This is a genomic window from Sphingomonas chlorellae (assembly GCF_056485145.1).
The window spans coordinates 1,023,719-1,046,569 of record NZ_JBQXXM010000001.1 but is presented as its reverse complement, the minus strand read 5'-3'; the positions used below and the strand labels follow the sequence as shown (position 1 = coordinate 1,046,569).

Here is a 22,851-nt window from a genome sequence, read left to right as displayed (position 1 = left end):
CGTCATAAAGTTTCAATTCGCCACCGATGCGGCACCGCCGATCTATCCCCGGCGTATCGCGATGGCGAGGAAAATTGCTTCGCCCGCCGATTTCACGCGCCAATTGCGTCGATTGCACCGCCGCGCGCCTGTCGGCATGTTTGACAGAATCCTACACGCTCCCTATATCCGCCCCATCTCCACAGGACCGGGAAAGGGTGCGTCGTCGCGCAACGTGCTTCTCGTATGGGTCCGTGGAACAGGGACGCCGAAAGCTGCCGAAACCCGGTAAGGGGTTCGTGCGGCCTTTTCGCGTCCTTTGCTGCGTCCGGGGCCCGGGGAAAACGGGGCATACGGTTTACGGCTGACGAGGCAATATAAACTCATGGCAACCAAGATCGAAGAAGGCGCGGTTCAGCGCGCGGGCTCGGGCGGGACGGTCAAGCGCCGTATCCGCAAGGTGTTCGGCAACATCCACGAAGTCGTGCAGATGCCGAACCTGATCGAGGTCCAGCGCGAATCCTACGAACAGTTCCTGCGCTCGGATCCTTCGATCGGCCACGTCTCGGGGCTGGAAAAGACGCTGCGTAGCGTCTTCCCGATCCGCGACTTCGCCGGCACGGCTGAGCTCGATTTCGTCAATTACGAGCTCGAGCCGCCGAAGTTCGACGTCGAGGAATGCCGTCAGCGCGGCATCACCTATGCGGCACCGATGCGCGTCACGCTCCGCCTGATCGTGTTCGAGGTCGATCCCGATACCGAGGCCCGGTCGGTCCTCGATATCAAGGAGCAGGACGTGTACATGGGCGACATGCCGCTCATGACCGAGAACGGCACCTTCTTCATCAACGGCACCGAGCGCGTCATCGTCAGCCAGATGCACCGTTCGCCGGGCGTGCTGTTCGACCATGACCGCGGCAAGACCCACGCCAGCGGCAAGTATCTCTTCGCCGCGCGCGTGATCCCGTATCGCGGCTCGTGGCTCGATTTCGAGTTCGACGCCAAGGACATCGTCAACGTCCGCATCGACCGCAAGCGCAAGCTGCCGGTGACGAGCCTGCTCTACGCGCTCGGCATGAACTCGGAAGAGATCCTCAACCACTTCTACAACCGCGTCACCTTCCTGCGCGGCCCGAACGGCTGGCAGATTCCGTTCCATGCCGAGGCATGGCGCGGCATGAAGCCGGCGTTCGACATCGTCGACGCGAAGTCGGGCGAGGTCGTGTTCCCCGCGGGCCAGAAGATCAGCCCCCGTGCGGCCAACAAGGCGGCGAAGGACGGGCTCGAGACGCTGCTGATCCCGACCGAGGAAATCTTCGGCCGCTATTCGGCCTATGACCTCATCAACGAATCGACCGGCGAGATCTACATCGAGGCCGGTGACGAGGTGTCGCCCGAGAATCTCGAAAAGCTCGACAAGGCCGGCATCGACCGGATCGAGCTGCTCGACATCGACCATGTCACCACCGGCCCGTGGATCCGCAACACGCTCAAGGTCGACAAGGCCGAGGAGCGGGAACAGGCGCTAGCCGACATCTACCGCGTGATGCGCCCTGGCGAACCGCCGACGCTCGAGACGGCCGAGGCGCTGTTCCACGGCCTGTTCTTCGATCCGGAACGCTACGACCTCTCGGCCGTCGGCCGCGTCAAGCTCAACATGCGCCTCGAACTCGACGCGCCCGACACGGTCACGACGCTGCGCGCCGAGGACATCCTCGCCGTGGTCAAGACGCTCGTCGACCTCAAGGACGGCAAGGGCGAAGTCGACGACATCGACAATCTCGGCAACCGCCGCGTCCGTTCGGTGGGTGAGCTGCTCGAGAACCAGTATCGCGTCGGCCTGCTCCGCATGGAGCGCGCCGTGAAGGAGCGCATGTCGTCGGTCGACGTCTCGACGGTGATGCCGAACGACCTGATCAACGCCAAGCCTGCGGTCGCCGCGGTGCGCGAGTTCTTCGGTTCGTCGCAGCTGTCGCAGTTCATGGACCAGACCAACCCGCTCTCCGAAGTGACGCACAAGCGTCGCGTCTCGGCGCTCGGGCCGGGCGGTCTCACCCGTGAGCGTGCGGGCTTCGAAGTCCGCGACGTTCACCCGACCCATTATGGCCGTATCTGCCCGATCGAAACGCCGGAAGGCCCGAACATCGGTCTGATCAACAGCCTCGCGACGTTCAGCCGCGTCAACAAGTACGGCTTCATCGAAACGCCGTACCGCAAGGTCGCCGACGGCAAGGTGACCGACGAGGTCGTCTATCTGTCGGCGATGGAAGAGCAGAAGCACACCGTCGCACAGGCGTCGGCGACGCTCGATGCCGAGGGCCGCTTCGTCGAGGATCTCGTCTCGGCACGCCAGGCGGGCGAGTTCCTGATGGCGCTGCCGTCGCAGATCACGCTGATGGACGTCTCGCCGAAGCAGCTCGTCTCGGTCGCCGCCTCGCTGATCCCCTTCCTCGAGAAGGACGACGCGAACCGCGCGCTCATGGGCTCGAACATGCAGCGTCAGGCCGTGCCGCTGGTGAAGGCGGAAGCGCCCTTCGTCGGCACCGGCATGGAAGAGACCGTTGCGCGTGACTCGGGCGCGGCGATCGCCGCCAAGCGTTCGGGCATCGTCGACCAGGTCGACGCGACGCGTATCGTCATCCGCGCTACCGGCGAGGTCGATGCCAGCGAGAGCGGCGTCGACATCTACACGCTGATGAAGTTCCAGCGCTCGAACCAGTCGACCTGCATCAACCAGCGTCCGCTGGTGAAGGTGGGCGACGTGGTGCAGGCCGGCGACGTGATCGCCGACGGCCCCTCGACCGAGTTCGGCGAGCTGGCGCTGGGCCGCAACGTGCTCGTCGCGTTCATGCCGTGGAACGGCTACAACTACGAGGACTCGATCCTGATCAACGAACGCATCGTGAAGGACGACGTGTTCACGTCGATCCACATCGATGAGTTCGAAGTGATGGCGCGCGACACCAAGCTCGGGCCGGAAGACATCACCCGCGACATCCCGAACGTCGGCGAGGAAGCGCTGCGCAACCTCGACGAGGCGGGCATCGTGTATGTCGGCGCCGAAGTGGAGCCGGGCGACATCCTGGTCGGCAAGATCACGCCCAAGGGCGAAAGCCCGATGACGCCGGAAGAAAAGCTCCTCCGCGCCATCTTCGGCGAAAAGGCTAGCGACGTGCGCGACACCTCGCTGCGTCTGCCGCCGGGCGTTTCGGGCACGATCGTCGACGTCCGCGTGTTCAACCGTCACGGCATCGACAAGGACGAGCGTGCCCTGGCGATCGAGCGCGAGGAAATCGAGCGTCTGCGCAAGGACGCCGACGACGAACGCAACATCCTCAACCGCGCGACCTGGTCGCGTCTGCGCGAGATGCTGCTGGGTCAGACCGCGACCGCGGCGCCCAAGGGCATCAAGAAGGGCGTGACGATCGACGAGGAAGTGCTCGACAGCGTCGACCGCCACGAATGGTGGAAGTTCGCCGTCGCGGACGACAAGGTCCAGGGCGACCTTGAAGCGGTGAAGGGCCAGTATGACGAGGCCGTGAAGCGCATCAAGGACAAGTTCGAGGATCGCCGCGAGAAGCTGGAGCGGGGCGACGAGCTGCCGCCGGGCGTGCTGAAGATGGTCAAGGTGTTCGTCGCGGTGAAGCGCAAGCTGCAGCCGGGCGACAAGATGGCCGGCCGCCACGGCAACAAGGGCATCATCAGCCGCATCCTGCCGCAGGAGGACATGCCGTTCCTCGAGGACGGGACGCCGGTCGACTTCCTGCTCAACCCGCTGGGCGTGCCTTCGCGCATGAACGTCGGGCAGATCTTTGAAACGCACCTCGGCTGGGCTGCGCGCGGCCTCGGCCGCAAGATCGGCGCGGCGCTCGACGCATGGCGGGCCGCCAACCCCGATCCGCAGGCGGGCGAGCCGCCCGAAGCGGTCAAGGACATGCTCAAGACCGTCTATGGCGAAAGCTATGCAGACGAGCTCGATCATCGTTCGACCGACCAGGTGATCGAACTGGCGCAGAATGTCCGTTCGGGTGTTCCGATGGGCACGCCGGTGTTCGACGGCGCGGTCGAAAAGGACGTTGCCGACATGCTGCGGCTGGCGGGGCTCGACGAGTCCGGTCAGGTGACGCTGTTCGACGGCCGCACCGGCGAGGCGTTCGACCGCAAGGTGACCGTGGGCTACAAGTACATCCTGAAGCTCCACCACCTTGTCGACGACAAGATCCACGCACGTTCGATCGGGCCGTACAGCCTCGTCACCCAGCAGCCGCTGGGCGGTAAGGCGCAGTTCGGCGGTCAGCGCTTCGGTGAAATGGAAGTGTGGGCGCTCCAGGCCTATGGCGCGGCCTACACGCTCCAGGAAATGCTGACGGTGAAGTCGGACGACGTGGTCGGCCGCACCAAGGTCTACGAAGCGATCGTCAAGGGCGACGACACCTTCGAGGCCGGCATTCCGGAGAGCTTCAACGTGCTCGTCAAGGAAATGCGCTCGCTGGGTCTCAACGTCGAGCTCAAGTCGATGGAAGAGGACGGCGATCTGGCCGAGGCGGCGGAGTAACGGGTGCGGGCGCCGCCGCCCCGCGGCGCCCTTCCCTTCGCCCGTTGCTGACGAACTTACCCTCTAGAGGGATAAAAAAATGAACGAACTGACCAACTTCGCGAACCCGCTCGCCAAGCCGGAGACCTTCGACCAGATCCAGATCGGGATCGCGTCGCCGGACCGGATCCGCAGCTGGTCCTTCGGTGAGATCAAGAAGCCCGAGACGATCAACTACCGCACGTTCAAGCCCGAGCGTGACGGCTTGTTCTGCGCGCGCATCTTCGGTCCGATCAAGGACTACGAATGCCTGTGCGGCAAGTACAAGCGCATGAAGTACAAGGGCATCGTCTGCGAAAAGTGCGGCGTGGAAGTGACCGTGTCGAAGGTCCGCCGCGAACGCATGGGCCATATCGAACTGGCCGCCCCGGTCGCGCACATCTGGTTCCTGAAGTCGCTGCCGAGCCGCATCGGCCTGCTGCTCGACATGCAGCTCAAGCAGCTCGAGCGCGTACTGTACTTCGAAAGCTACATCGTCATCGAGCCGGGCCTGACCGGGCTTGAGAAGTACCAGCTTCTCACCGAGGACGAACTGCTCGACGCGCAGGACGAGTATGGCGAGGACGCCTTCTCGGCCGGCATCGGCGCCGAGGCCGTCAAGCAGATGCTGATGGACCTCGACCTCGAAGGGGAGCGTCAGGACCTGCTCAAGGAACTGGCCGAGACCAAGTCGGAGCTGAAGCCCAAGAAGATCATCAAGCGCCTCAAGGTCGTCGAGAGCTTCATCGAATCGGGCAACCGTCCCGAATGGATGATCCTCGACGTCGTGCCGGTGATCCCGCCCGAACTGCGCCCGCTGGTGCCGCTGGACGGCGGCCGCTTCGCGACCTCGGATCTCAACGATCTTTATCGCCGCGTGATCAACCGTAACAACCGCCTCAAGCGGCTGATGGAGTTGCGCGCGCCGGACATCATCGTCCGCAACGAAAAGCGCATGCTGCAGGAAGCCGTCGACGCGCTGTTCGACAATGGCCGCCGCGGCCGCACGATCACCGGCGCCAACAAGCGTCCGCTCAAGTCGCTGTCCGACATGCTCAAGGGCAAGCAGGGCCGCTTCCGTCAGAACCTGCTCGGCAAGCGCGTCGACTATTCGGGCCGTTCGGTCATCGTGACCGGTCCGGAGCTCAAGCTGCACCAGTGCGGCCTGCCGAAGAAGATGGCGCTCGAGCTGTTCAAGCCGTTCATCTACGCCCGTCTCGATGCCAAGGGTCTGTCCATGACCCTGAAGCAGGCGAAGAAGTGGGTCGAGAAGGAGCGCAAGGAAGTCTGGGACATCCTGGACGAAGTGATCCGCGAGCATCCGGTTCTGCTGAACCGCGCGCCGACGCTCCACCGTCTGGGCATCCAGGCGTTCGAGCCGGTGCTGATCGAAGGCAAGGCGATCCAGCTCCACCCGCTGGTCTGCTCGGCGTTCAACGCCGACTTCGACGGTGACCAGATGGCCGTCCACGTTCCGCTGAGCCTTGAGGCGCAGCTGGAAGCGCGCGTCCTGATGATGTCGACCAACAACATCCTGAGCCCCGCGAACGGCAAGCCGATCATCGTGCCGTCGCAGGACATGGTGCTGGGTCTCTACTACATCACCATGGAGAAGGAAGGCGAGCCGGGCGAAGGCATGATCCTCGCCGACATGGCGGAGGTCCACCAGGCCCTCAACGCCGGCGCGGTGACGCTGCACACCCGCATCACCAGCCGCGTTCCCCAGACCGACGAGAACGGCAACTCTTACCTCAAGCGCTACGAGACCACGCCGGGCCGCATGCTGCTCGGCGAGTGCCTGCCGAAGAGCCACAAGGTGCCGTTCGACGTCGTCAATCGCCTGCTCACCAAGAAGGACGTGGGCGACGTGATCGACGAGGTCTATCGTCACACCGGCCAGAAGGAGACCGTGCTGTTCGCCGACGCGATCATGAGCCTCGGCTTCCGTCACGCGTTCAAGGCCGGCATCTCGTTCGGCAAGGACGACATGGTGATCCCGGCCGCGAAGGAAGCGCTGGTCGAGGAAACCCGTGCGCTCGTGAAGGACTATGAGCAGCAGTATCAGGACGGCCTGATCACCCAGCAGGAAAAGTACAACAAGGTGATCGACGCCTGGAGCCGTTGCGGCGACCAGGTGGCCGCGGCGATGATGGACGAGATCAAGGCGGTCAAGAAGGACCCCGAGACCGGCCGTCTGATGCCCGACAACGCCATCTACATGATGGCCCACTCGGGTGCCCGTGGTTCGGCGGCGCAGATCAAGCAGCTCGCGGGCATGCGCGGCCTGATGGCCAAGCCCTCGGGCGAGATCATCGAAACGCCGATCATCTCGAACTTCAAGGAGGGTCTGACCGTCCTTGAATACTTCAACTCGACCCACGGCGCCCGTAAGGGTCTGGCCGACACCGCGCTCAAGACGGCGAACTCGGGGTACCTCACCCGCCGTCTGGTCGACGTGTCGCAGGATTGCGTCGTGGCCGAGGACGATTGCGGCACCGAACGCGCGCTGGAGATGAAGGCGATCGTTCAGGGCGGCTCGACCATCGCGTCGCTCGGCGAGCGTATCCTGGGCCGTACCACGGCCGAGGATATCGTCGATCCCAAGACGAACACGATCGCCATCCCGGTCGGCACGCTGCTCGACGAGCCGATGATCGCGCAGATCGAGGGCATCGGCGTCCAGTCGGTGAAGATCCGCTCGCCGCTGGTCTGCGAAGCCAAGATGGGCGTGTGCGCCAAGTGCTACGGGCGTGACCTCGCCCGCGGTACGCCGGTGAACATCGGCGAGGCGGTCGGCGTCATTGCGGCGCAGTCGATCGGTGAGCCGGGTACCCAGCTGACGATGCGTACCTTCCACATCGGCGGCGCGGCGCAGCTCAACGAGCAGTCGAACCTCGAAGCGCCGGCCGACGGCACGATCCAGTATCGCGACCTGCGCGTGATCCTCGATCACCGTGGTCGCCGCGTCGTGCTCAGCCGCTCGGGCGAGATGGCGATCGTCGACATGGACGGCCGCGAGCTCTCGGTCGATCGCATCCCCTATGGCGCCTATGTCATGTTCGATGACGGCCATGTGGTGAGCCAGGGCGACCGGATGGCCGAATGGGATCCGTTCACCATGCCGGTGATCACCGAAACCGGCGGTACGGTGAAGTATCAGGACCTCATCGACGGCAAGACCATGACCGAGCAGGTCGACGAAGCGACGGGCATCGCCCAGCGCGTCGTCACCGAATATCGTGGTGCGGGCAAGAAGGAGGACCTCCGTCCGCGCCTGACCCTCACCGGCGAGGCTGCCGGCGAAGCCGCCCGCTACATGCTGGCGCCGGGTGCGGTGATCTCGGTCGAGGATGGTGCCACGGTTCAGGGCGGTGACGTTCTGGCTCGTGTGGCCCGCGAGTCCGCCAAGACCCGCGACATCACCGGCGGTCTGCCGCGCGTCGCCGAGCTGTTCGAAGCGCGCAAGCCCAAGGAAAATGCCATCATCGCAAAGGTCTCGGGCCGCGTGGTGTTCGGGAAGGACTACAAGGCCAAGCGCAAGATCGGCATCCAGCCGGAGGACGGCGGCGAGGTCGTCGAGTATCTGGTCCCGAAGTCGAAGGTGATCGACGTTCAGGAAGGCGACTACGTCAAGCGTGGCGACAACCTGATCGGCGGCTCGCCCGATCCGCACGACATCCTGGAAGTCCTCGGCATCGAGGCGCTGGCCGAATATCTCGTCAGCGAAATCCAGGAAGTCTATCGACTGCAGGGCGTGAAGATCAACGACAAGCACATCGAAGTGATCGTTCGCCAGATGCTGCAGAAGGTCGAGATCACCGACGGCGGCGACACCACGCTGCTGGCCGGCGAACAGGTCGATCGCGAGGAAATGGACGACCTCAACGCCAAGCTGGCCCCCGGCCAGCAGCCGGCGCAGGGCAAGCCCATCCTGCTCGGCATCACCAAGGCGTCGCTGCAGACCCGCAGCTTCATCTCGGCGGCGTCGTTCCAGGAAACCACCCGCGTGCTCACCGAAGCGGCGGTCCAGGGCAAGAAGGACACGCTGCTCGGCCTGAAGGAGAACGTCATCGTCGGCCGCCTCATCCCGGCGGGTACCGGCGCGGGCATGAACCGCCTTCGTGTCGCGGCGACCTCGCGCGATGCCGCGCTCCGCGTCGCGCATCGCAAGATGGCCGAGGCTTCGCTCATCGCGCCCGCCACGGCGGCCGAGGAGCATGCTGCCGAGCTCGCGCGCAGCCCGCGTGACTCGGCCGGCACCGGCGACGACGCGCTCGCCACGGTCGTGTCGTCGGGCCATGGCACCGACGCCGATGCCGGCGATTATCTGAACGACGCGGAGTAATCCGCGCCGTCCGGCGGGCATCGCCCGCCGCGCCGGATGATCGGCATCGACCGTTCGCAACCCACAAGGCCGCCGTCCGGGCAACCGGGCGGCGGTTTTGTTTTGCGCGGCGTCCGCCGCCCCGCCCCACCCCCGCCGCGCTGCCTCGGAAACAAATGAGCCGCCGCCCCGGGGGAACGGGGGCGGCGGCTCGACTGCCGGGTGCCGGCGCGTCCCGGCAGTCCCGTCACGGCATCGCGGGCGATCGCCCGGCAGGATGTCGCGACCGCACCGGCGCCGTCGGGACCCGGCGCCGGTGTTCGGGCGATCAGGGCAGCACGACGCTGTCGATCACATGGATCACCCCGTTCGACTGGTTCATGTCGGCGGCGGTGATGCGCGCGGTGCCCCCCTTGGCGTCGGTGAGCATCCAGCCGCCGTCGGGCGCCTGCGATACGGTCAGCATCGCACCCTGCACCGTCTTCAGCGTCGCCCGGCCACCCGCCGCCTTCGCGCGCGCGGCGATATCGGCGGCGTTCAGCCGGCCCGGAACGACATGATAGGTCAGCACCGCAGCCAGTTGCGCCTTGTTCTCCGGCTTGAGCAGCGTCTCGACGGTGCCCGCCGGCAGCTTGGCAAAGGCGGCGTTGGTCGGCGCAAAGACCGTGAACGGCCCCTTCCCCGCCAGCACGTCGACCAGCCCGGCGGCCTTCACCGCGGCGACCAGCGTGGTGTGATCGGGCGAGGCGACCGCCGCGTCGACGATCGTGCCCGACCCCGCCGGGGCGGCATGGCCGGCATGCATCGCCCCCTGCCCGCCGGCCAGCGCCGGGGCGGCGGCGCCCATCGCTGCGATCAGGGCCAGCGTCGCGATCGTGGCGGTCTTGGAACGCTTGTGCATCGTGCATCCTCCTCTTGCACGCCCCCCGCCATCCGGGGGGCACGCTCAAGCTACGAATGCACCGGCGCTGCGGATGCAGCCGCCGCGATCAGATTGTCGAAATCTTGCCTTCGGCGACGCGCGGGCCGGTCGGGCGCGCATGCGGCGCGTCGGCGCGCGGCTCCATCGTGATCGCCAGCACCGCGCCTTCCTGCATCAGCTTGCGGTGCGGCACCGCGACTGCCAGCTGCGACACACCCCGCGCCGAAACCTGCCCCAGCGACCGCGGCACGCCGTCGGCCGGGATCACCCACAGTTCGGGCTTGAGGGCGCTGTCGGGCATCCGGATCGCGCGGATGCGCAGCACGCCCGTCGCCGGTTCGTAATTGGCCGCAAGGAAAGCATCGACCGTCTCGCCTGCGGGTGCTTCGAGTTGCGCGACGACGACCGCGTTGGGCTCCTGCGAGCGCGGCGGCGAATCGACGACTTCCGACGCCGGCTGGAGCAGGATCACCAGCAACAGTGCCGCCGCCACCGCGGCCGACGCCAGCGTGCTCCACCGCCAGAAGCGCAGCCGCTCCTCGGCCTCGTCGGCGGCGCCCAGCCGCGCCTCGATCTGCGGCCACAGCGCCGGCGGTTCGGCCGCGTCGAACCCGGCGCACAGCGGCGCCATCCGCTCGGCCCAGGCGTCGCATGCCCGCGCGAAGTCGCGGTCGGCAAGTTTCAGCCGCAGCGCCTGCGCTCGCGCCTCGCCTTCCAGCAGGCCCAGCGCCAGCTCGGCCGCGAGCAGGTCGCGTTCTTCGGCAGACATCGGCTCAGCCATCGCCCAGGCACGCCTTCAACTGGATCAGCCCGCGCCGCACCCAGCTCTTCATCGTTCCCAGCGGGACCGCCATCGCCTGTGCGAGCTGCGGATAGGAATAGCCGTCGAAAAAGGCGCTGCGGATCGCCTGGCCCTGATGCGGTTCGAGCGCGGCGAGGCATGCCGCAATCCGCGCCTCTTCCTGCGCGGCGGCGATCTGGTCGGGGGCGCCGGGCCGCTCATCGGGCATCTCGGCTGCGGCCTCTGCGGGCAGCGTGGCCTCCGCCGCCGCCACGAGGCGCGAGCGGCGCCAGTCGATCGCGGTGTTGCGAGCGATCGTGCACAGCCAGGTCACGGGGCTCGCGCGGTCCGGATCGAACCGCCCTGCCCGCTGCCAGACCTTGAGATACACGTCCTGCAAGATGTCCTCGGCCGCATCACGATCGCCGGCAATGCGCAGGCACACGCCAAACAGCTTTGCCGCAGTCATATCATAGACGAGGCGGAGCGCCGCGCGGTCTCCCGTCGCCACGCGCTTGAGCGCGGCTACCAGCCGGTTGCGCGCCGGGTCCAGATCCGCCTTGGCAATCACCCCTTTGCTCTAGCCTTGCTCACCCTGCCCCCGCAAGCGCGCATCGCGCATCCGCAGCGACCGGAGCCCGCGGCACTTCAATGCGTTGTCCGGAAGCAAGCCTGCCGCTTGCCCTGAAAGGACCATCATGCCCAACACCCGCCCGCCGCTCGCGCTCGTCACCGGCGGGTCCAGCGGCATCGGACTCGAACTCGCCCGCTGCGCCGCCGCCGACGGCTGTCGGCTCATTCTCGTCGCGCGCGATCCGGCGCGGCTCGAACAGGCGGCGGCGTCACTGCGCACCGCGGGCGCAGCCTCGGTCGAATGCTGGTCGCTCGATCTCGCCGCGCCCCGGGCGGGCGTCACGCTGTTCGATCGCTGCCGCGACGCGGGCGCCATTCCCGATTATCTGATGCTCAATGCGGGCACCGGCGCGCTCGGCGATTTCGTCGGCGAAACCGACCTCGCGCTCGAACGCGAGGCGATCGCGGTCAACATCGCGTCGGTGGTCGACGCGGCGAAGCACTTCCTGCCGGCAATGGCAGCGCGCGGCTCGGGCCGCCTGCTCATCACATCGTCGATCGTCGCATTCGGTCCGTCGCCGCGGCTCGCGGTCTATTCGGGCACCAAGGCGTTCCTCTATGCCTTTGCCGAGGCGCTTCGCGACGAGGCGGCGCGCCACGGCATCACCGTCACCGCGCTGATGCCCGATCTCACCGAAACGCGCTTCTTCGTCCGCGCCCATGCCGAGGACAGCCGCACCGCGCACGAGCCCAAGGCCAGCCCGCGCACGGTCGCGCATGACGGCTATGCCGCGATGCTCAGGGGCGCCGACCATGTCGTCACGCCGATCACCGCCCGCCTCAAGACGGCGGCGGCGGCGCTCCTGCCGCCGCGCCTCGCCGCACGGCTGGCGCGCGCGGTGTGACGCTCGGAGTCAGTCGGGACGCACCAGCCCGCGGCGCATCGCGCGCACGCCGCCGATGATCTGGCTCGTCACCAGGTCGGGCGCCTGCGCGAGCGGCACCGGCGCCCGCCGCGCCGCCACCGCGCGACGCAGCGTCAGCGTGCCGGCCCGGATGCTGGCGCGGCACACGCGCCACCACAACTCGCCCACCGCCTGCTCGACGGGGGCCGCCGCTGCCGCGCCCCGGTTTTTGAGAAAGGCGGCGCGCAACCGTCCGATCCCGTCGAACAGCCGCCGCAACGTCGCCGCATCGGGCACCGCCTCGCGCGCCATCACGTGCCGCTGGACCAGAGCGGCGAGTTCGGCGTCGGGCGCCCCCAGCAACGCCGCCTGGCGTTCGCGCAGCAGCCGCTCGGCATTGGCGCGCATCACGTCGGCATGGCGTCGCGACGCGCCTTCGGGATGCTGGCGATACAGCGTCAGCACGGCGTCGATCTGCGCGATGCGCCCGAACGGCCGCAGCCGGTGATACAGGTCGAAATCCTCGACATAGCGATAATCGGGCCGCTCGAACGGCGACAGCCGCCGCGCCGCCTCGGCGCGGAACATCACCGACGACCAGACGATCGGATTGCACACCAGCATCTGCCAGTCGATCAGGTCGGGCGACAGCGCGCGGGCCGCGGGCCACGGCACGCGCCGTCCCGCGACCAGCTGGTCGGTCGCGCTCGCCACCAGCACCGTGTCGGGCGCGGTATCGAGCCACGCGACCTGCTGCGCCAGACGTTCGGGCAACGCGATATCGTCCTGGTCGAGCGCGGCGATATAGCGGCCGCGCGCCTCGGCAAAGGCGCGGTTGCGCGCGACCACCGGGCCGCCGTTCACCGCCGATTCGATCACCCGCACCCGCGCGTCGCCGCACGCGCGCAGCAGCGCCGGCGTCGCGTCGGTCGACCGGTCGTCGACGACCACCAGCTCCCAGTCGGTCAGCGTCTGGGCATACAGGCTCGCCAGCGTGTCGGGCAGCCAGGCGGCACCGTTATACGCCGCCATGATGACCGAAACGCGGGGAGTCACGCGACGCGGCGCTCGGGTTGGTCGAGCAACTGGTCGACGATCATCTGGCCGATATCGTTCTGCCACAGCCACAGGCCGTTGGCCTTGCCGCTGAAGCTCGCCTCGCCGCCCAGCGCGCCCTCGGGGACATGCCCCGACGCCAGCCCGATCCCGAATACGCCCGGCACCGGTCGTCCGTCGCGATCGATCACGCGGCATTGCTGGTCGACCAGTCGCGGCCGCCCCGGCGCATCGGCCGCCAGCGCGATCCGCGTCCCGTCGGCGGCATAGAGCGGCAGCGCCCGCGGGCGATAGCCCAGCGCGCCGATCACCACGTCGGCCGCGGCGATCTCGTCGCGGATCGTCGCATCGTCGATCGTGCCGATCTGGCGCAGCCCCATGCGCGGATCGGGCGCGCGTCCGCCGATGCCCAGCATCCGCAGCACCAGTTCGCGCGCTTCCAGCCGGAATCCTGCCAGCCGATAGACGAAACCGCTCACCGGGCAGATGTCGTCCGGCCCGAAGTCGAAGAAGCCGTCGGCATGCGCCGCCTCGACCGACGGATAGAAGGGCCGCAACGGCCGCCGGTGGTACATGCGCAGCGCCTCGGCCCCCAGCGGCAGCGCCGGCGCGGCCTTCAGGATCAGCGCCGCCGCCGCGACCGCGCTGGTCGATCCGCCGACGATCGCGATCCGCGGCGCCCGCTTGTCGCCCAGCCGCGCGCGCAGCGCGTCCATCCCGTCGAGCCGCAAAAAGGCGTCGCCGCCCATCAGCCGGTCGCCCGCCAGTTCGGCCAGCGGCGTTCCCGCGACGGTTTCGGCGCCGATCGCCTCGAGCGACTGATAGCCGCCGGTCGCGATCACCAGCCGCGCGGTCCGCATCACGCGCGTCTCGCCGGTCAGCAGGTTGCGCACGTTCACCGCCCAGTTGCCGTCGTCGGTACGGCGCGCGTCGATCACCTCGCTGCGCGTTGCGATATGGCCGCCATGCGCGGCGACCAGCGCGCCCAGCTCGGCGCCCGTCGCCTCCAGAAAGCCCGTCGTGCGCGACAGCGGCACGCCCAGCCGCCCGGCATATTGCGCGATTTCCTGCCCCGAATGGTGCTGCGACAACGCCGCGACGCCGGGATGCGCATTGTCTTTGACCGCGGTCAGGAACGTCTCGGCGGTGCTGTCCGACGTGATGGCATAGGTGCCCAGCTCGCCGCGCCCCAGCACCGCGTCGCGCTCGACGATCGCCAGCCCGCGTTCGGCGAGCGGCAGCAGCGTGCCGTTCTTGCTCGCCGCGGTCAGCAGCGCGGTGCCCGCCGGACCGCCGCCGACGATCAGCGCCGAATGGACGAAGCTGCCGCGCCGCTCGCGCCCGATGTTGCGCGCGCCCGACTGCGCGCACGCGTCCATCAGCGCGATGCACACCGCCTCGGCATCGGCCTCGGTCATCGCGTCGGTGACGGGCAGCGACAGGATGCGCCCCGCCACGTCGTCGCACACCGGCAACGCGCCAAAGCTTGCCTGCGCGCGAAACCATGGCTGCTCGGCCAGGTGCGGGCTGAAATAATGTCCCGCACCGATCCCCTCGGCACGCAGCATCGCGATGATCGCACGCCGGTGTCCGGCAAAGGCGCGCGGCAGCAACAGCGACTGGAACTGCAACGCCGGCCGCGATCCGCGCAGGTTCTGGAACTCGAACCCGCGCTCGGCGGCGAAACCGCCCAGCCGGTCGCGATAGACCGCGTCGAGCGCCATGCGATGCGCCGCCACGCGTTCGATCTCGTCAAGCTTCGCCTCGGCAAGCAGCCCCATCACCTCGGACAGCTTGGCGTTGAGCCCCGGCCCCTCGGCCGAACGCCCGCCCGCAAAGCCGAAATTGCTCATCCGGCGCAGTGCGGCGATCAGTTCGGCGTCGCCGCTGTGCACCAGCCCGCCCTCGGCGGTCGCGAACACCTTGGTCGCGTGCATCGAATAGACGACGGCAAAGGGCGCCCCCCGCCCGAACTGCCGCCCCTCGGCGTCGAGCGCGCCCAGCGACGCCGCCGCATCGACGACCACGCCGACGCCGCGCGCGGCATAGTCGCGATAGCGCGCCAGGTCGATCGCGGTGCCGAACGTGGCATAGGGGACCACCACCGCGATCCGTTCGCCATGCTCCGCAAACGCACGCGCCTCGGCCTCGGCGCTTGCGGCCCAGTCCCCGGGGTCGATGTCGCACAGCAACGGGGTCAGACCGGCCCACTGCGCCGCCTGCGCGGTCGCGGCAAAGGTAAAGGCGGGGATCAGCGCATAGGCGCCCGTGCCCGCGCGCGGCCCGGCGGCGTGGCGGATCGCCAGCATCAGCCCCAGCGTCGCATTGGCAACCGCCAGGCAGTCGCCCTCGCCGCCGAACAGCGTCGCCGTCGCGCGCGCCTCGAACCCGCGCACCACCGGCCCGCCGTTGCTGAACAGCTGGCGTTCCTCGATCGCGCGCAACGCATCGCCCATTTCGCTCAGCCGCGCCGGATGCGGCACGATCAGCGGCAGCCGATCCATCTCAAATCTCCCACCCCTTTCGGCCGCCGCGGCAGCGGTGCCGATCGCCTTCGCGCTTACGCCTGCGGGGGCTTAGAATTGGTAAAGCGCGACGCCTGCCGATGCAGACGCCGCGCTTCCTGGGATCATTACTTAGGCCGCGACCGGCCGGGGCCGCGCGGCCCCGGCGCGGCGGGTCAGAATTCGGCCCAGTCGCCGTCGGCTACCGCCGACACCGGCACCGGCTTCACCGACGCCGCCGATCCCTCGCCGCCCGGCGCGGGCAGCGGCGATGCGGCAGGACGCTGCGGCACGAAGCTGCGCGGCCCCGGCCGGTTGTCGCTGCTCACCTTGAACCGGTGCGCGCGGCTCGCCAGCGTCTCGACCTCGTGCGCCAGCGTGCGCGCCGCGGCCGAAGTCTGCTCGACCATCGCCGCATTTTGCTGGGTCGAACGGTCCATCTCGTTGACGACGCTCGCAATGCCGCTGATCGTCGTCGACTGGACGCGATTGTCCTCAGCCATGCTGGCGATCAGCGTGTGGACCTGCTCGACGCTCGACGAGATGCTCGCCAGCGCGCCGTCGACATTGTGGACCGCGCTCACCGCCTCGCCGATATCGTCCTGCGTCGCGGTGAGCTGTTCGCGGGCGCGCTTGGCTTCCTCTTCCGAACGCATCGCCAGCTGCGACACCAGGTCGGCGACGACGGCAAAGCCGCGTCCCGCCTCGCCCGCCCGGCCGGCCTCGACCGCGGCGTTCATCGCCAGCACGCGCGTCTGGAACGCGATCTTGTCCAGGCCCTCGATGACGCCGTCGATGCCCTGCGCGCTTTCGGCGACGCGGTTCATCGCCGCGACCACCTTGTCGGCGGTGGCGCGACCGCCCTCGACGTTGGCGACCGCCTCGACCGTCTGGCCGACGGTCCGCTCGGCGGCAGCGGCGGTGCTCTTCAGCCGCTCTTCCATCTGCGACAGCGAGGCAGAGGCTTCCTCCAGGCTCGCGGCATTGGTCTCGGTGCGACGCGCCAGGTCGTCGGCGGCACGCGCGATCTCGTCCGATCCGGTGCGGATGCCGTCGCTCGCCTCGGTCATCGCGCCGATCAGCTCGCGCAGGTGCTGCAGCGCCTCGTTGTAATTGGCGCGCAGCGCTTCATACCCCGCCGGGAACGCCTCGCGGATTTCCAGCGTCAGGTCGCCCTGCGACATCGCCTCGAGCCCGCCGGTCAGCGCCTCGACGACGATCTTCTGCGCCCGGTCGGCCTCGGCCTTTGCGGCTTCCGCCTTTTCCTTGGCCAGCGCCGAGTCACAGAACACGCCCAGCGCCTTGGCCATGTCGCCCAGTTCGTCGATCCGATCCAGGCCCGGCACGTTGCTCGTCGCGTCGCCGTCGGCAAGCGAACGCATGCGGCGCGTCAGCGCGTTGAGCGGCATCGTCACCGACCGCGCGAGCAGCCAGCCGAGCCCGGCCATGCCGACCATGCCCATCAGCGCCAGCCCGATCAGGATCATCGACTGCTGCCAGACGCCGCTCCACACGTCGTCTTCATACAGGCCGGTGCCGACGATCCACCCCCAGGGGGCGAACAGGCGGACATAGGAAACCTTGGGCTGCGGATCTTCCTTGCCCGGCTTGGGCCAGCGATACCGCACCACGCCGCCCTTGGGGTCGGCGGTCGCGGTCTTGACGAACTCGACGAACGGATGGACGCCGTCGGCGTCGACCTGGCTCGACATGTCCTTGCCGACCAGCTCGGGCTTGACCGGGTGCATCAGCATCCGGCGCGACTTGTCGTTGATCCAGAAATAGCCGCTCTCGCCATAACGCATCGCGCGCACGGCGTTCATCGCCGCGGCCTGCGCCTGGTCGCGCGTCATCGCGCCCTTTTCTTCCTGCGAATGATAATATTCGACAACGCTATAGGCTGAATCGGTCGTGCCGTGAGTCTGGCTCTCGATCTGGTCGAAGAGCACCGCGCTCAGGCGGAAAAGGGCCATGCCCAACCCGATCGTCATCGCACACAGCGCCGCGACGGTTAGCAGGTTCAGCCGCCCCGCGATCTTCAAACGCATCTTCCCAAAACTCCGGTATGCCTTCCCCGGACTTATAGGATGCGCAGGCACCCGGGCGGAGAAAACCGCCCGATTCTGGTGGATTTTACTTATGCTTCCGCAGGATAGCTGCGGCCCGTGCCGCGCTTACCGTAGCGTCAGGCGCTGCCCCTGATGCGGCAGCACGAACCGCACGCCCAGGTCGTTTCCAGCCGCCAGTTCGGCCATGATCCGCGCGCCGGGCTGTTCGCGCGTCAGGGCATATTTGACGTGCGACACCACCACCGTCAGCCCCTTGAGCGATCCGCGACCGCCCGCCAGCGCCTCCAGCTCGTGCAGCGAGGCGAGCAGCCAGCGCGGCGTCAGGTGGCCGAACAGCTTGTCGTCGGGCCGGTCGGACGGGAACGATACCTCGACGATCACCGCCTTCAGGCGCCGCTCGCGCACGCGGTCGGCCACCGCCGCCCAGATGCGGTGCATCGCATCGGCATGTTCGACCGGGTCGGGGCCGGTGTCGCCGAAGCACAGCATCGCGTCGCGGCCATGCTCGATCAGGAACGCGGTCGATTCGGTGCCGCCATGCGCCAGCGGAAATGGCGTCACCTGCATCGCCGTCCCGGCGATCGGCGTCGCCTCGCCGGGGCGCAGCGCCGCCATGTGATATTTGCCCAGCCGCGGCGGCTCGCCGGCGTCGGTGAAGTTGCTCCACGGCCCCGCGCGGAAATAGCTGCGCAGCAATTCGCTCTCGACCGACGGCAGCGCATAGATCGGCTTGGGCGCGTCCTCGGGCGACGCGGTCACCAGCCCTGCGATATGGTCGAGATGCGCGTGGCTGATCAGATAGCCCTTGATCGTGTCGCGCAGCACCCAGCCGACGCGGCTCAGCCCGGCATCGGCGGGAACGCGGATGTCGTCCAGCGCATGCGCGCGCTCGGCGGCGCGGATGCCGTTCACCAGAGCGCCCGCGTCGCACATCACGCCCGCGGTCGCGCCCGTCGGCCGCACCAGATAGGCGCTCAGGTCGCCGTCGGCGATGCCGCCCGTCGCGCCGAGCACGACGACGTCGAACCCGCCGTTCGCCGCGCCGCGCTTCGGCCCGGCCAGCGCGGGGGACGCCGGGACCAGCGCCGCCGCAACCGTCGCCAGCAGCGCGGCGCCCGCCGCAAACCCGCGCAGCCGCCGGCGCGGCGCGCGCGTCATTCCTCGCCCATCCTGAGCGCGGCGATAAAGGCTTCCTGCGGGATCTGCACGCTGCCGTATTCGCGCATCCGCTTCTTGCCTTCCTTCTGCTTTTCCAGAAGCTTGCGCTTGCGGGTGATGTCGCCGCCATAGCATTTGGCGGTCACGTCCTTGCGCAGCGCCGCGATCGTCTCGCGCGCGATCACCTTGCCGCCGATCGCCGCCTGGATCGGAATCTTGAACAGGTGGCGCGGGATCAGGTCCTTCAGCCGCTCGCACATGTGGCGCCCGCGCGCCTCGGCCTGGCTGCGGTGGACGATCATGCTCAGCGCGTCGACCGGCTCGGCGTTGACCAGGATCGACATCTTGACGAGGTCGCCCTCGCGCAGCCCGATCTGCTCATAGTCGAAGCTGGCATAGCCGCGGCTGATCGACTTCAGCCGGTCATAGAAATCGAACACCACTTCGTTGAGCGGCAGCTCATACGTCACCTGCGCCCGCCCGCCGACATAGGTCAGGTCGCGCTGGATGCCGCGACGGTCCTGACACAGCTTCAGGATCGGTCCCAGATACTCGTCGGGGACATAGATCACGGCCTTGATCCACGGCTCCTCGATCGTCTCGATCCGGTTGGGATCGGGCATGTCGGCCGGATTGTGCAGCTCGATCTCGCGCGCGTCGGCCTCGCCCGCCGCCTTGGTCAGCTTCAACCGATAGACGACGCTCGGCGCGGTGGTGATGAGGTCCAGGTCATATTCGCGCGTCAGTCGCTCCTGGATGATCTCGAGGTGGAGCAGCCCCAGGAAGCCGCAGCGGAAGCCGAAGCCCAGCGCGGCCGAGGTCTCCATCTCGAAGCTGAAGCTCGCGTCGTTCAGCCGCAGCTTCTGGATCGATTCGCGCAGCTTTTCGAAATCGGCGGCGTCGACCGGGAACAGGCCGCAGAACACCACCGGCTGGACTTCCTTGAACCCCGGGCAGGGTTCGGTCGCGGGCTTCTTCGCGTCGGTCAGCGTGTCGCCGACGCGGGCCTGCGCGACTTCCTTGATCTGCGCGGTGATGAAGCCGATCTCGCCGGGGCCGAGGTCGGGCAGTTGCTCGATCTTCGGGCGGAACGCGCCGACGCGGTCGACCAGATGCGTCGTCCCCGTCGCCATGAACTTGACCTGCTGGCCCTTCCGGATCGTCCCGTCGATCACGCGGACGAGGATGACGACGCCCAGATAGGGGTCGTACCAGCTGTCGACCAGCATCGCCTTCAACGGCGCATCGGGGTCGCCCTTGGGCGCCGGGATGCGTTCGACGATCGCGTCGAGGATCTCGTCGATGCCGATCCCCGCCTTGGCGCTCGCCAGCACCGCGTTCGACGCGTCGAGGCCGATGATGTCCTCGATCTCCTTCTTCACCTTCTCGGGCTCGGCCGAAGGCAGGTCGATCTTGTTGATGACCGGGATGATCTCGTGGTCATGCTCGATCGACTGATAGACATTGGCCAGCGTCTGCGCCTCGACGCCCTGCGCGGCGTCGACAACCAGCAACGCGCCCTCGCACGCGGCCAGGCTGCGGCTCACTTCATAGGCGAAGTCGACATGCCCCGGCGTGTCCATCAGGTTGAGGACATGGCCCTTCCATTCCAGGCGCACCGTCTGCGCCTTGATGGTGATGCCGCGCTCCTTCTCGATGTCCATGTTGTCGAGCACCTGCGCCGACATCTCACGCTCGGTGAGCCCGCCGGTGCGTTGGATCAGGCGATCGGCCAGCGTCGACTTGCCATGGTCGATGTGCGCGATGATCGAGAAGTTGCGAATGCGCGAAAGGTCGGTTGCCATAACCGGCCGCGCTTAGCAGCTTGGCGGCGAAAGCCAAGGCCCCGCGCATCGCCGCCGTCGCGCACCGCCGGCGCCGGCCCGTCGACCGCCTTTGGGGGGCATGTCGGACGGCTTCTATCGCGCCGCTACGGCATCTGCTACGCGATCGCCCGGCACGGCTGGGGAAACCGTTCGCACCGGGGGCACCATTCCTCGCGATCCTGTGGCGCGACCGCGTGGCCGTGTTTGTGAATTGGGAGGAGATTCAATGCGTAAGTTCTGCTTGGGCCTCGCCGCGGTGGCGATGGTCGCGACCCCGATGGTGCCCGCGGCCGCCCAGAAGGCGCCCGACAAATCGTCCGGCCGCAAGGCACAGGAGCGCGGCACGCGCGAAATCCCGCACTGCACCAAGAATCTCGGCACGATCTCGATCGTCGAGCCCGACAACCAGTGGTGGCGCGAACTCAACCTCGGCAGCCCGGAAGCCGTGCTGAAGGTGTTCGTCCAGCAGTCGGGCTGCTTCACCCTCGTCAACCGCGGTCGCGCGCTGCAAAGCCGCGCGATGGAACGCGCGATGGCCGATCAGGGCGAGCTGCGCCAGGGCTCGAAGATGGGCAAGGGCCAGGTCCGCGCGGCCGACTTCTTCCTCGAACCGAACATCGTCTCGGGCAACCGCAATTCGGGCGGCAGCAATATCGGCGGCGCGCTCGGCGGGCTGATCGGCGGCGGCTTCGGCGCGCTGGTCGGCGGCATCAACATCAAGAAGCGCGAAGCCAATGTGACGCTCAGCATGGTCGACGCGCGCTCGACCGAGGAATGGGTCACCGAAGGCTATGCGCGCAAGACCGACATCGGTTTCGGCGCGGGCGGCGGCGCGGGCTGGTGGGGCGGTTTCGCCGCGGCCGGCGGCGGCTATCAGAATACCGAGATCGGGCAGGTGATCGTGCTCGCCTATCTCGATGCCTATATCAAGATGGCCAAGCAGCTCGGCGGGCTTCCCCCCGGCGACTATTGATCGGGTCGCGGGCGGGGCCGGCGCGCCCTGCCCGCATCCTCGCCCGCCGCGCCGCCGCCCGGCGCTCAGCCGACGGGTTTCAGCCCCGTCGCCTCGATCGCGGCCACCGCGGCGGCAAAACGCGCCTCGCCCTCGCCGCGGATCAGCGTCCAGCGCACCCCGCGCCGCGTCAGTTCGTCGCGGCACCGCTCGAAGAAGCGCTGCCGCGCCTCGGCGGTCCCGAACATCCGCGTCCCGTCGTCGATCCACGGCAGGTCGATGTCGAACAGCAGGTACAGGTCGGCGGTCGCGTCCCACGCGTCGAACCACGGCGCCCGGGTGCCGAACAGCATGTCGGCCCATACCGCGGTGATCAGCGGGTCGGTGTCGAGGATCAGCGGGTTCGCCCCCTGCCCCAGCAGCGTCTGCGTCCAGGCGTCGTGCGTCTGCGCGATCTTCAGCAGGTCGTCCATGCTGAAATCGGTGCCCATCGTCTCGGCATAGTCGCGGCCATATTCGCGCAGCCACTCGCCGCCGAAATGCGCGGCCAGCCGCGGCGCCAGCGTCGACTTGCCCGTGCTTTCCGGGCCGTGAAGGCAGATGGTGCGCGGGATCATCCCCGTCTTGCCCGAAGCCATGCCGCCAGCCCTCCGATCGAAAGCGCAAGATAGACCGCGTACAACGCCGCGGTCATCCACAAGTCTTTGATGATAAACAGCGGAATCGCAAGCAGGTCGATCAGGATCCACAGCACCCAGCTTTCCCAGGCGCGCCGCGACTGGAGGATCTGTGCGACGATGCTCACCACCGCGATCGTACCGTCCCACCATGGATGCGCCGCGTCGGTGGTCCGCTGCATCAGCGCGCCCCAGCCCAGGCTCGCCACGACGCATCCCGCCGCGATCGCCGCCCGCGCGGGGTTCGTCAGCGTCGCCACCGGCACCTCGCCCGTGCGCCCGCGCGCGCGCGTCCAGTTCCACCAGCCATAGCCGTTGACCGCCACGTAAAAGAGCTGGAGCAGCGCGTCGCTGTACAGCCGCGCCTCCAGGAACACGAAGCCGAACAGCGCCACCGACGCGATCGCGAACGGATAGTTCCACAGGCTGCGCGTCACCACCAGCGCCACCGCCACCAGCCCCAGCAGCGCGCCCAAGAGTTCGGTCCAGTTCACCCGCCGCGCCCTAGCAGCCGCACCCGCGCCCGGTCGAGGGGGCGCGGCGCGGCATCGC

14 protein-coding genes are annotated in these 22,851 nt (G+C 68.1%); 4 read left to right on the top strand and 10 right to left on the bottom strand.

Annotated features, from left to right (window positions below):
- The first annotated feature begins 364 nt into the window (after positions 1–364).
- Both rpoB and rpoC read left to right on the top strand, forming a co-directional pair.
- Positions 365–4,534, top strand: coding sequence for a DNA-directed RNA polymerase subunit beta (gene rpoB, locus ACT3CF_RS04815; RefSeq protein ID WP_478420773.1), 4,170 nt, complete (start codon positions 365–367; stop codon positions 4,532–4,534).
- Between the two features lie 79 nt (positions 4,535–4,613).
- Positions 4,614–8,897 (top strand): DNA-directed RNA polymerase subunit beta', encoded by a 4,284-nt coding sequence (rpoC, locus tag ACT3CF_RS04810; protein WP_478420772.1) that lies wholly within the window; start codon positions 4,614–4,616, stop codon positions 8,895–8,897.
- A 307-nt stretch (positions 8,898–9,204) separates the two neighbouring features.
- Here the strand turns inward: rpoC and ACT3CF_RS04805 are convergent, their stop codons facing one another.
- From ACT3CF_RS04805 to ACT3CF_RS04795, 3 genes are all read right to left on the bottom strand, one after another.
- Complete coding sequence (locus ACT3CF_RS04805) at positions 9,205–9,777, bottom strand: fasciclin domain-containing protein (RefSeq protein WP_478420770.1); 573 nt, start codon at positions 9,775–9,777, stop codon at positions 9,205–9,207.
- Positions 9,778–9,865: 88 nt separating this feature from the next.
- The gene (locus ACT3CF_RS04800) at positions 9,866–10,567 is read right to left on the bottom strand and encodes an anti-sigma factor (protein WP_478420769.1); all 702 of its coding nucleotides are present in this window, start codon (positions 10,565–10,567) and stop codon (positions 9,866–9,868) included.
- Positions 10,568–10,571: 4 nt separating this feature from the next.
- Positions 10,572–11,150 carry a sigma-70 family RNA polymerase sigma factor gene (locus tag ACT3CF_RS04795; protein ID WP_478420767.1) on the bottom strand — a complete coding sequence of 193 codons (579 nt, stop codon included), beginning with the start codon at positions 11,148–11,150 and terminating at the stop codon, positions 10,572–10,574.
- 127 nt (positions 11,151–11,277) lie between these two features.
- On the opposite strand from ACT3CF_RS04795, the gene ACT3CF_RS04790 reads away from it, so the two are divergent.
- Entirely contained in the window at positions 11,278–12,057 is a 780-nt protein-coding gene (locus tag ACT3CF_RS04790) for an SDR family NAD(P)-dependent oxidoreductase (protein WP_478420765.1), read from the top strand.
- A gap of 9 nt (positions 12,058–12,066) precedes the next feature.
- Here the strand turns inward: ACT3CF_RS04790 and ACT3CF_RS04785 are convergent, their stop codons facing one another.
- The 5 genes from ACT3CF_RS04785 to lepA all read right to left on the bottom strand — a co-directional run bounded on the left by ACT3CF_RS04785 (position 12,067) and on the right by lepA (position 20,649).
- On the bottom strand, positions 12,067–13,113 hold the full coding sequence (locus ACT3CF_RS04785) for a glycosyltransferase family 2 protein (RefSeq protein ID WP_478420764.1): 1,047 nt from the start codon (positions 13,111–13,113) through the stop codon (positions 12,067–12,069).
- Positions 13,110–15,617, bottom strand: coding sequence for a DegT/DnrJ/EryC1/StrS family aminotransferase (locus ACT3CF_RS04780; protein ID WP_478420763.1), 2,508 nt, complete (start codon positions 15,615–15,617; stop codon positions 13,110–13,112). The genes ACT3CF_RS04785 and ACT3CF_RS04780 overlap by 4 nt, the downstream gene beginning before the upstream one ends.
- A 176-nt stretch (positions 15,618–15,793) precedes the next feature.
- Positions 15,794–17,665, bottom strand: coding sequence for a cache domain-containing protein (locus ACT3CF_RS04775; protein ID WP_478420762.1), 1,872 nt, complete (start codon positions 17,663–17,665; stop codon positions 15,794–15,796).
- A 126-nt stretch (positions 17,666–17,791) separates the two neighbouring features.
- On the bottom strand, positions 17,792–18,844 hold the full coding sequence (locus tag ACT3CF_RS04770) for an MBL fold metallo-hydrolase (RefSeq protein ID WP_478420760.1): 1,053 nt from the start codon (positions 18,842–18,844) through the stop codon (positions 17,792–17,794).
- The gene (gene lepA, locus ACT3CF_RS04765) at positions 18,841–20,649 is read right to left on the bottom strand and encodes a translation elongation factor 4 (RefSeq protein ID WP_478420758.1); all 1,809 of its coding nucleotides are present in this window, start codon (positions 20,647–20,649) and stop codon (positions 18,841–18,843) included. Before lepA ends, ACT3CF_RS04770 begins: the two co-directional genes overlap by 4 nt.
- A 247-nt stretch (positions 20,650–20,896) precedes the next feature.
- On the opposite strand from lepA, the gene ACT3CF_RS04760 reads away from it, so the two are divergent.
- Positions 20,897–21,643 carry a CsgG/HfaB family protein gene (locus ACT3CF_RS04760; protein WP_478420757.1) on the top strand — a complete coding sequence of 249 codons (747 nt, stop codon included), beginning with the start codon at positions 20,897–20,899 and terminating at the stop codon, positions 21,641–21,643.
- A 65-nt stretch (positions 21,644–21,708) separates the two neighbouring features.
- On the opposite strand, the gene ACT3CF_RS04755 is transcribed toward ACT3CF_RS04760, so the two are convergent.
- Complete coding sequence (locus ACT3CF_RS04755) at positions 21,709–22,239, bottom strand: AAA family ATPase (RefSeq protein WP_478421350.1); 531 nt, start codon at positions 22,237–22,239, stop codon at positions 21,709–21,711.
- Positions 22,236–22,793 carry a nicotinamide riboside transporter PnuC gene (gene pnuC, locus ACT3CF_RS04750; RefSeq protein ID WP_478420755.1) on the bottom strand — a complete coding sequence of 186 codons (558 nt, stop codon included), beginning with the start codon at positions 22,791–22,793 and terminating at the stop codon, positions 22,236–22,238. The genes ACT3CF_RS04755 and pnuC overlap by 4 nt, the downstream gene beginning before the upstream one ends.
- Positions 22,794–22,851 lie beyond the last annotated feature (58 nt).

Bases quoted from the DNA above. Each gene is read 5' to 3' on its own strand.
- rpoB (WP_478420773.1), top strand. From the start codon at position 365: ATGGCAACCAAGATCGAAGAAGGCGCGGTTCAGCGCGCGGGCTCGGGC.
- rpoC (WP_478420772.1), top strand. From the start codon at position 4,614: ATGAACGAACTGACCAACTTCGCGAACCCGCTCGCCAAGCCGGAGACC.
- ACT3CF_RS04805 (WP_478420770.1), bottom strand. From the start codon at position 9,777: ATGCACAAGCGTTCCAAGACCGCCACGATCGCGACGCTGGCCCTGATC.
- ACT3CF_RS04800 (WP_478420769.1), bottom strand. From the start codon at position 10,567: ATGTCTGCCGAAGAACGCGACCTGCTCGCGGCCGAGCTGGCGCTGGGC.
- ACT3CF_RS04790 (WP_478420765.1), top strand. From the start codon at position 11,278: ATGCCCAACACCCGCCCGCCGCTCGCGCTCGTCACCGGCGGGTCCAGC.
- ACT3CF_RS04780 (WP_478420763.1), bottom strand. From the start codon at position 15,617: ATGGATCGGCTGCCGCTGATCGTGCCGCATCCGGCGCGGCTGAGCGAA.
- ACT3CF_RS04775 (WP_478420762.1), bottom strand. From the start codon at position 17,665: ATGCGTTTGAAGATCGCGGGGCGGCTGAACCTGCTAACCGTCGCGGCG.
- ACT3CF_RS04770 (WP_478420760.1), bottom strand. From the start codon at position 18,844: ATGACGCGCGCGCCGCGCCGGCGGCTGCGCGGGTTTGCGGCGGGCGCC.
- lepA (WP_478420758.1), bottom strand. From the start codon at position 20,649: ATGGCAACCGACCTTTCGCGCATTCGCAACTTCTCGATCATCGCGCAC.
- ACT3CF_RS04760 (WP_478420757.1), top strand. From the start codon at position 20,897: ATGCGTAAGTTCTGCTTGGGCCTCGCCGCGGTGGCGATGGTCGCGACC.
- ACT3CF_RS04755 (WP_478421350.1), bottom strand. From the start codon at position 22,239: ATGATCCCGCGCACCATCTGCCTTCACGGCCCGGAAAGCACGGGCAAG.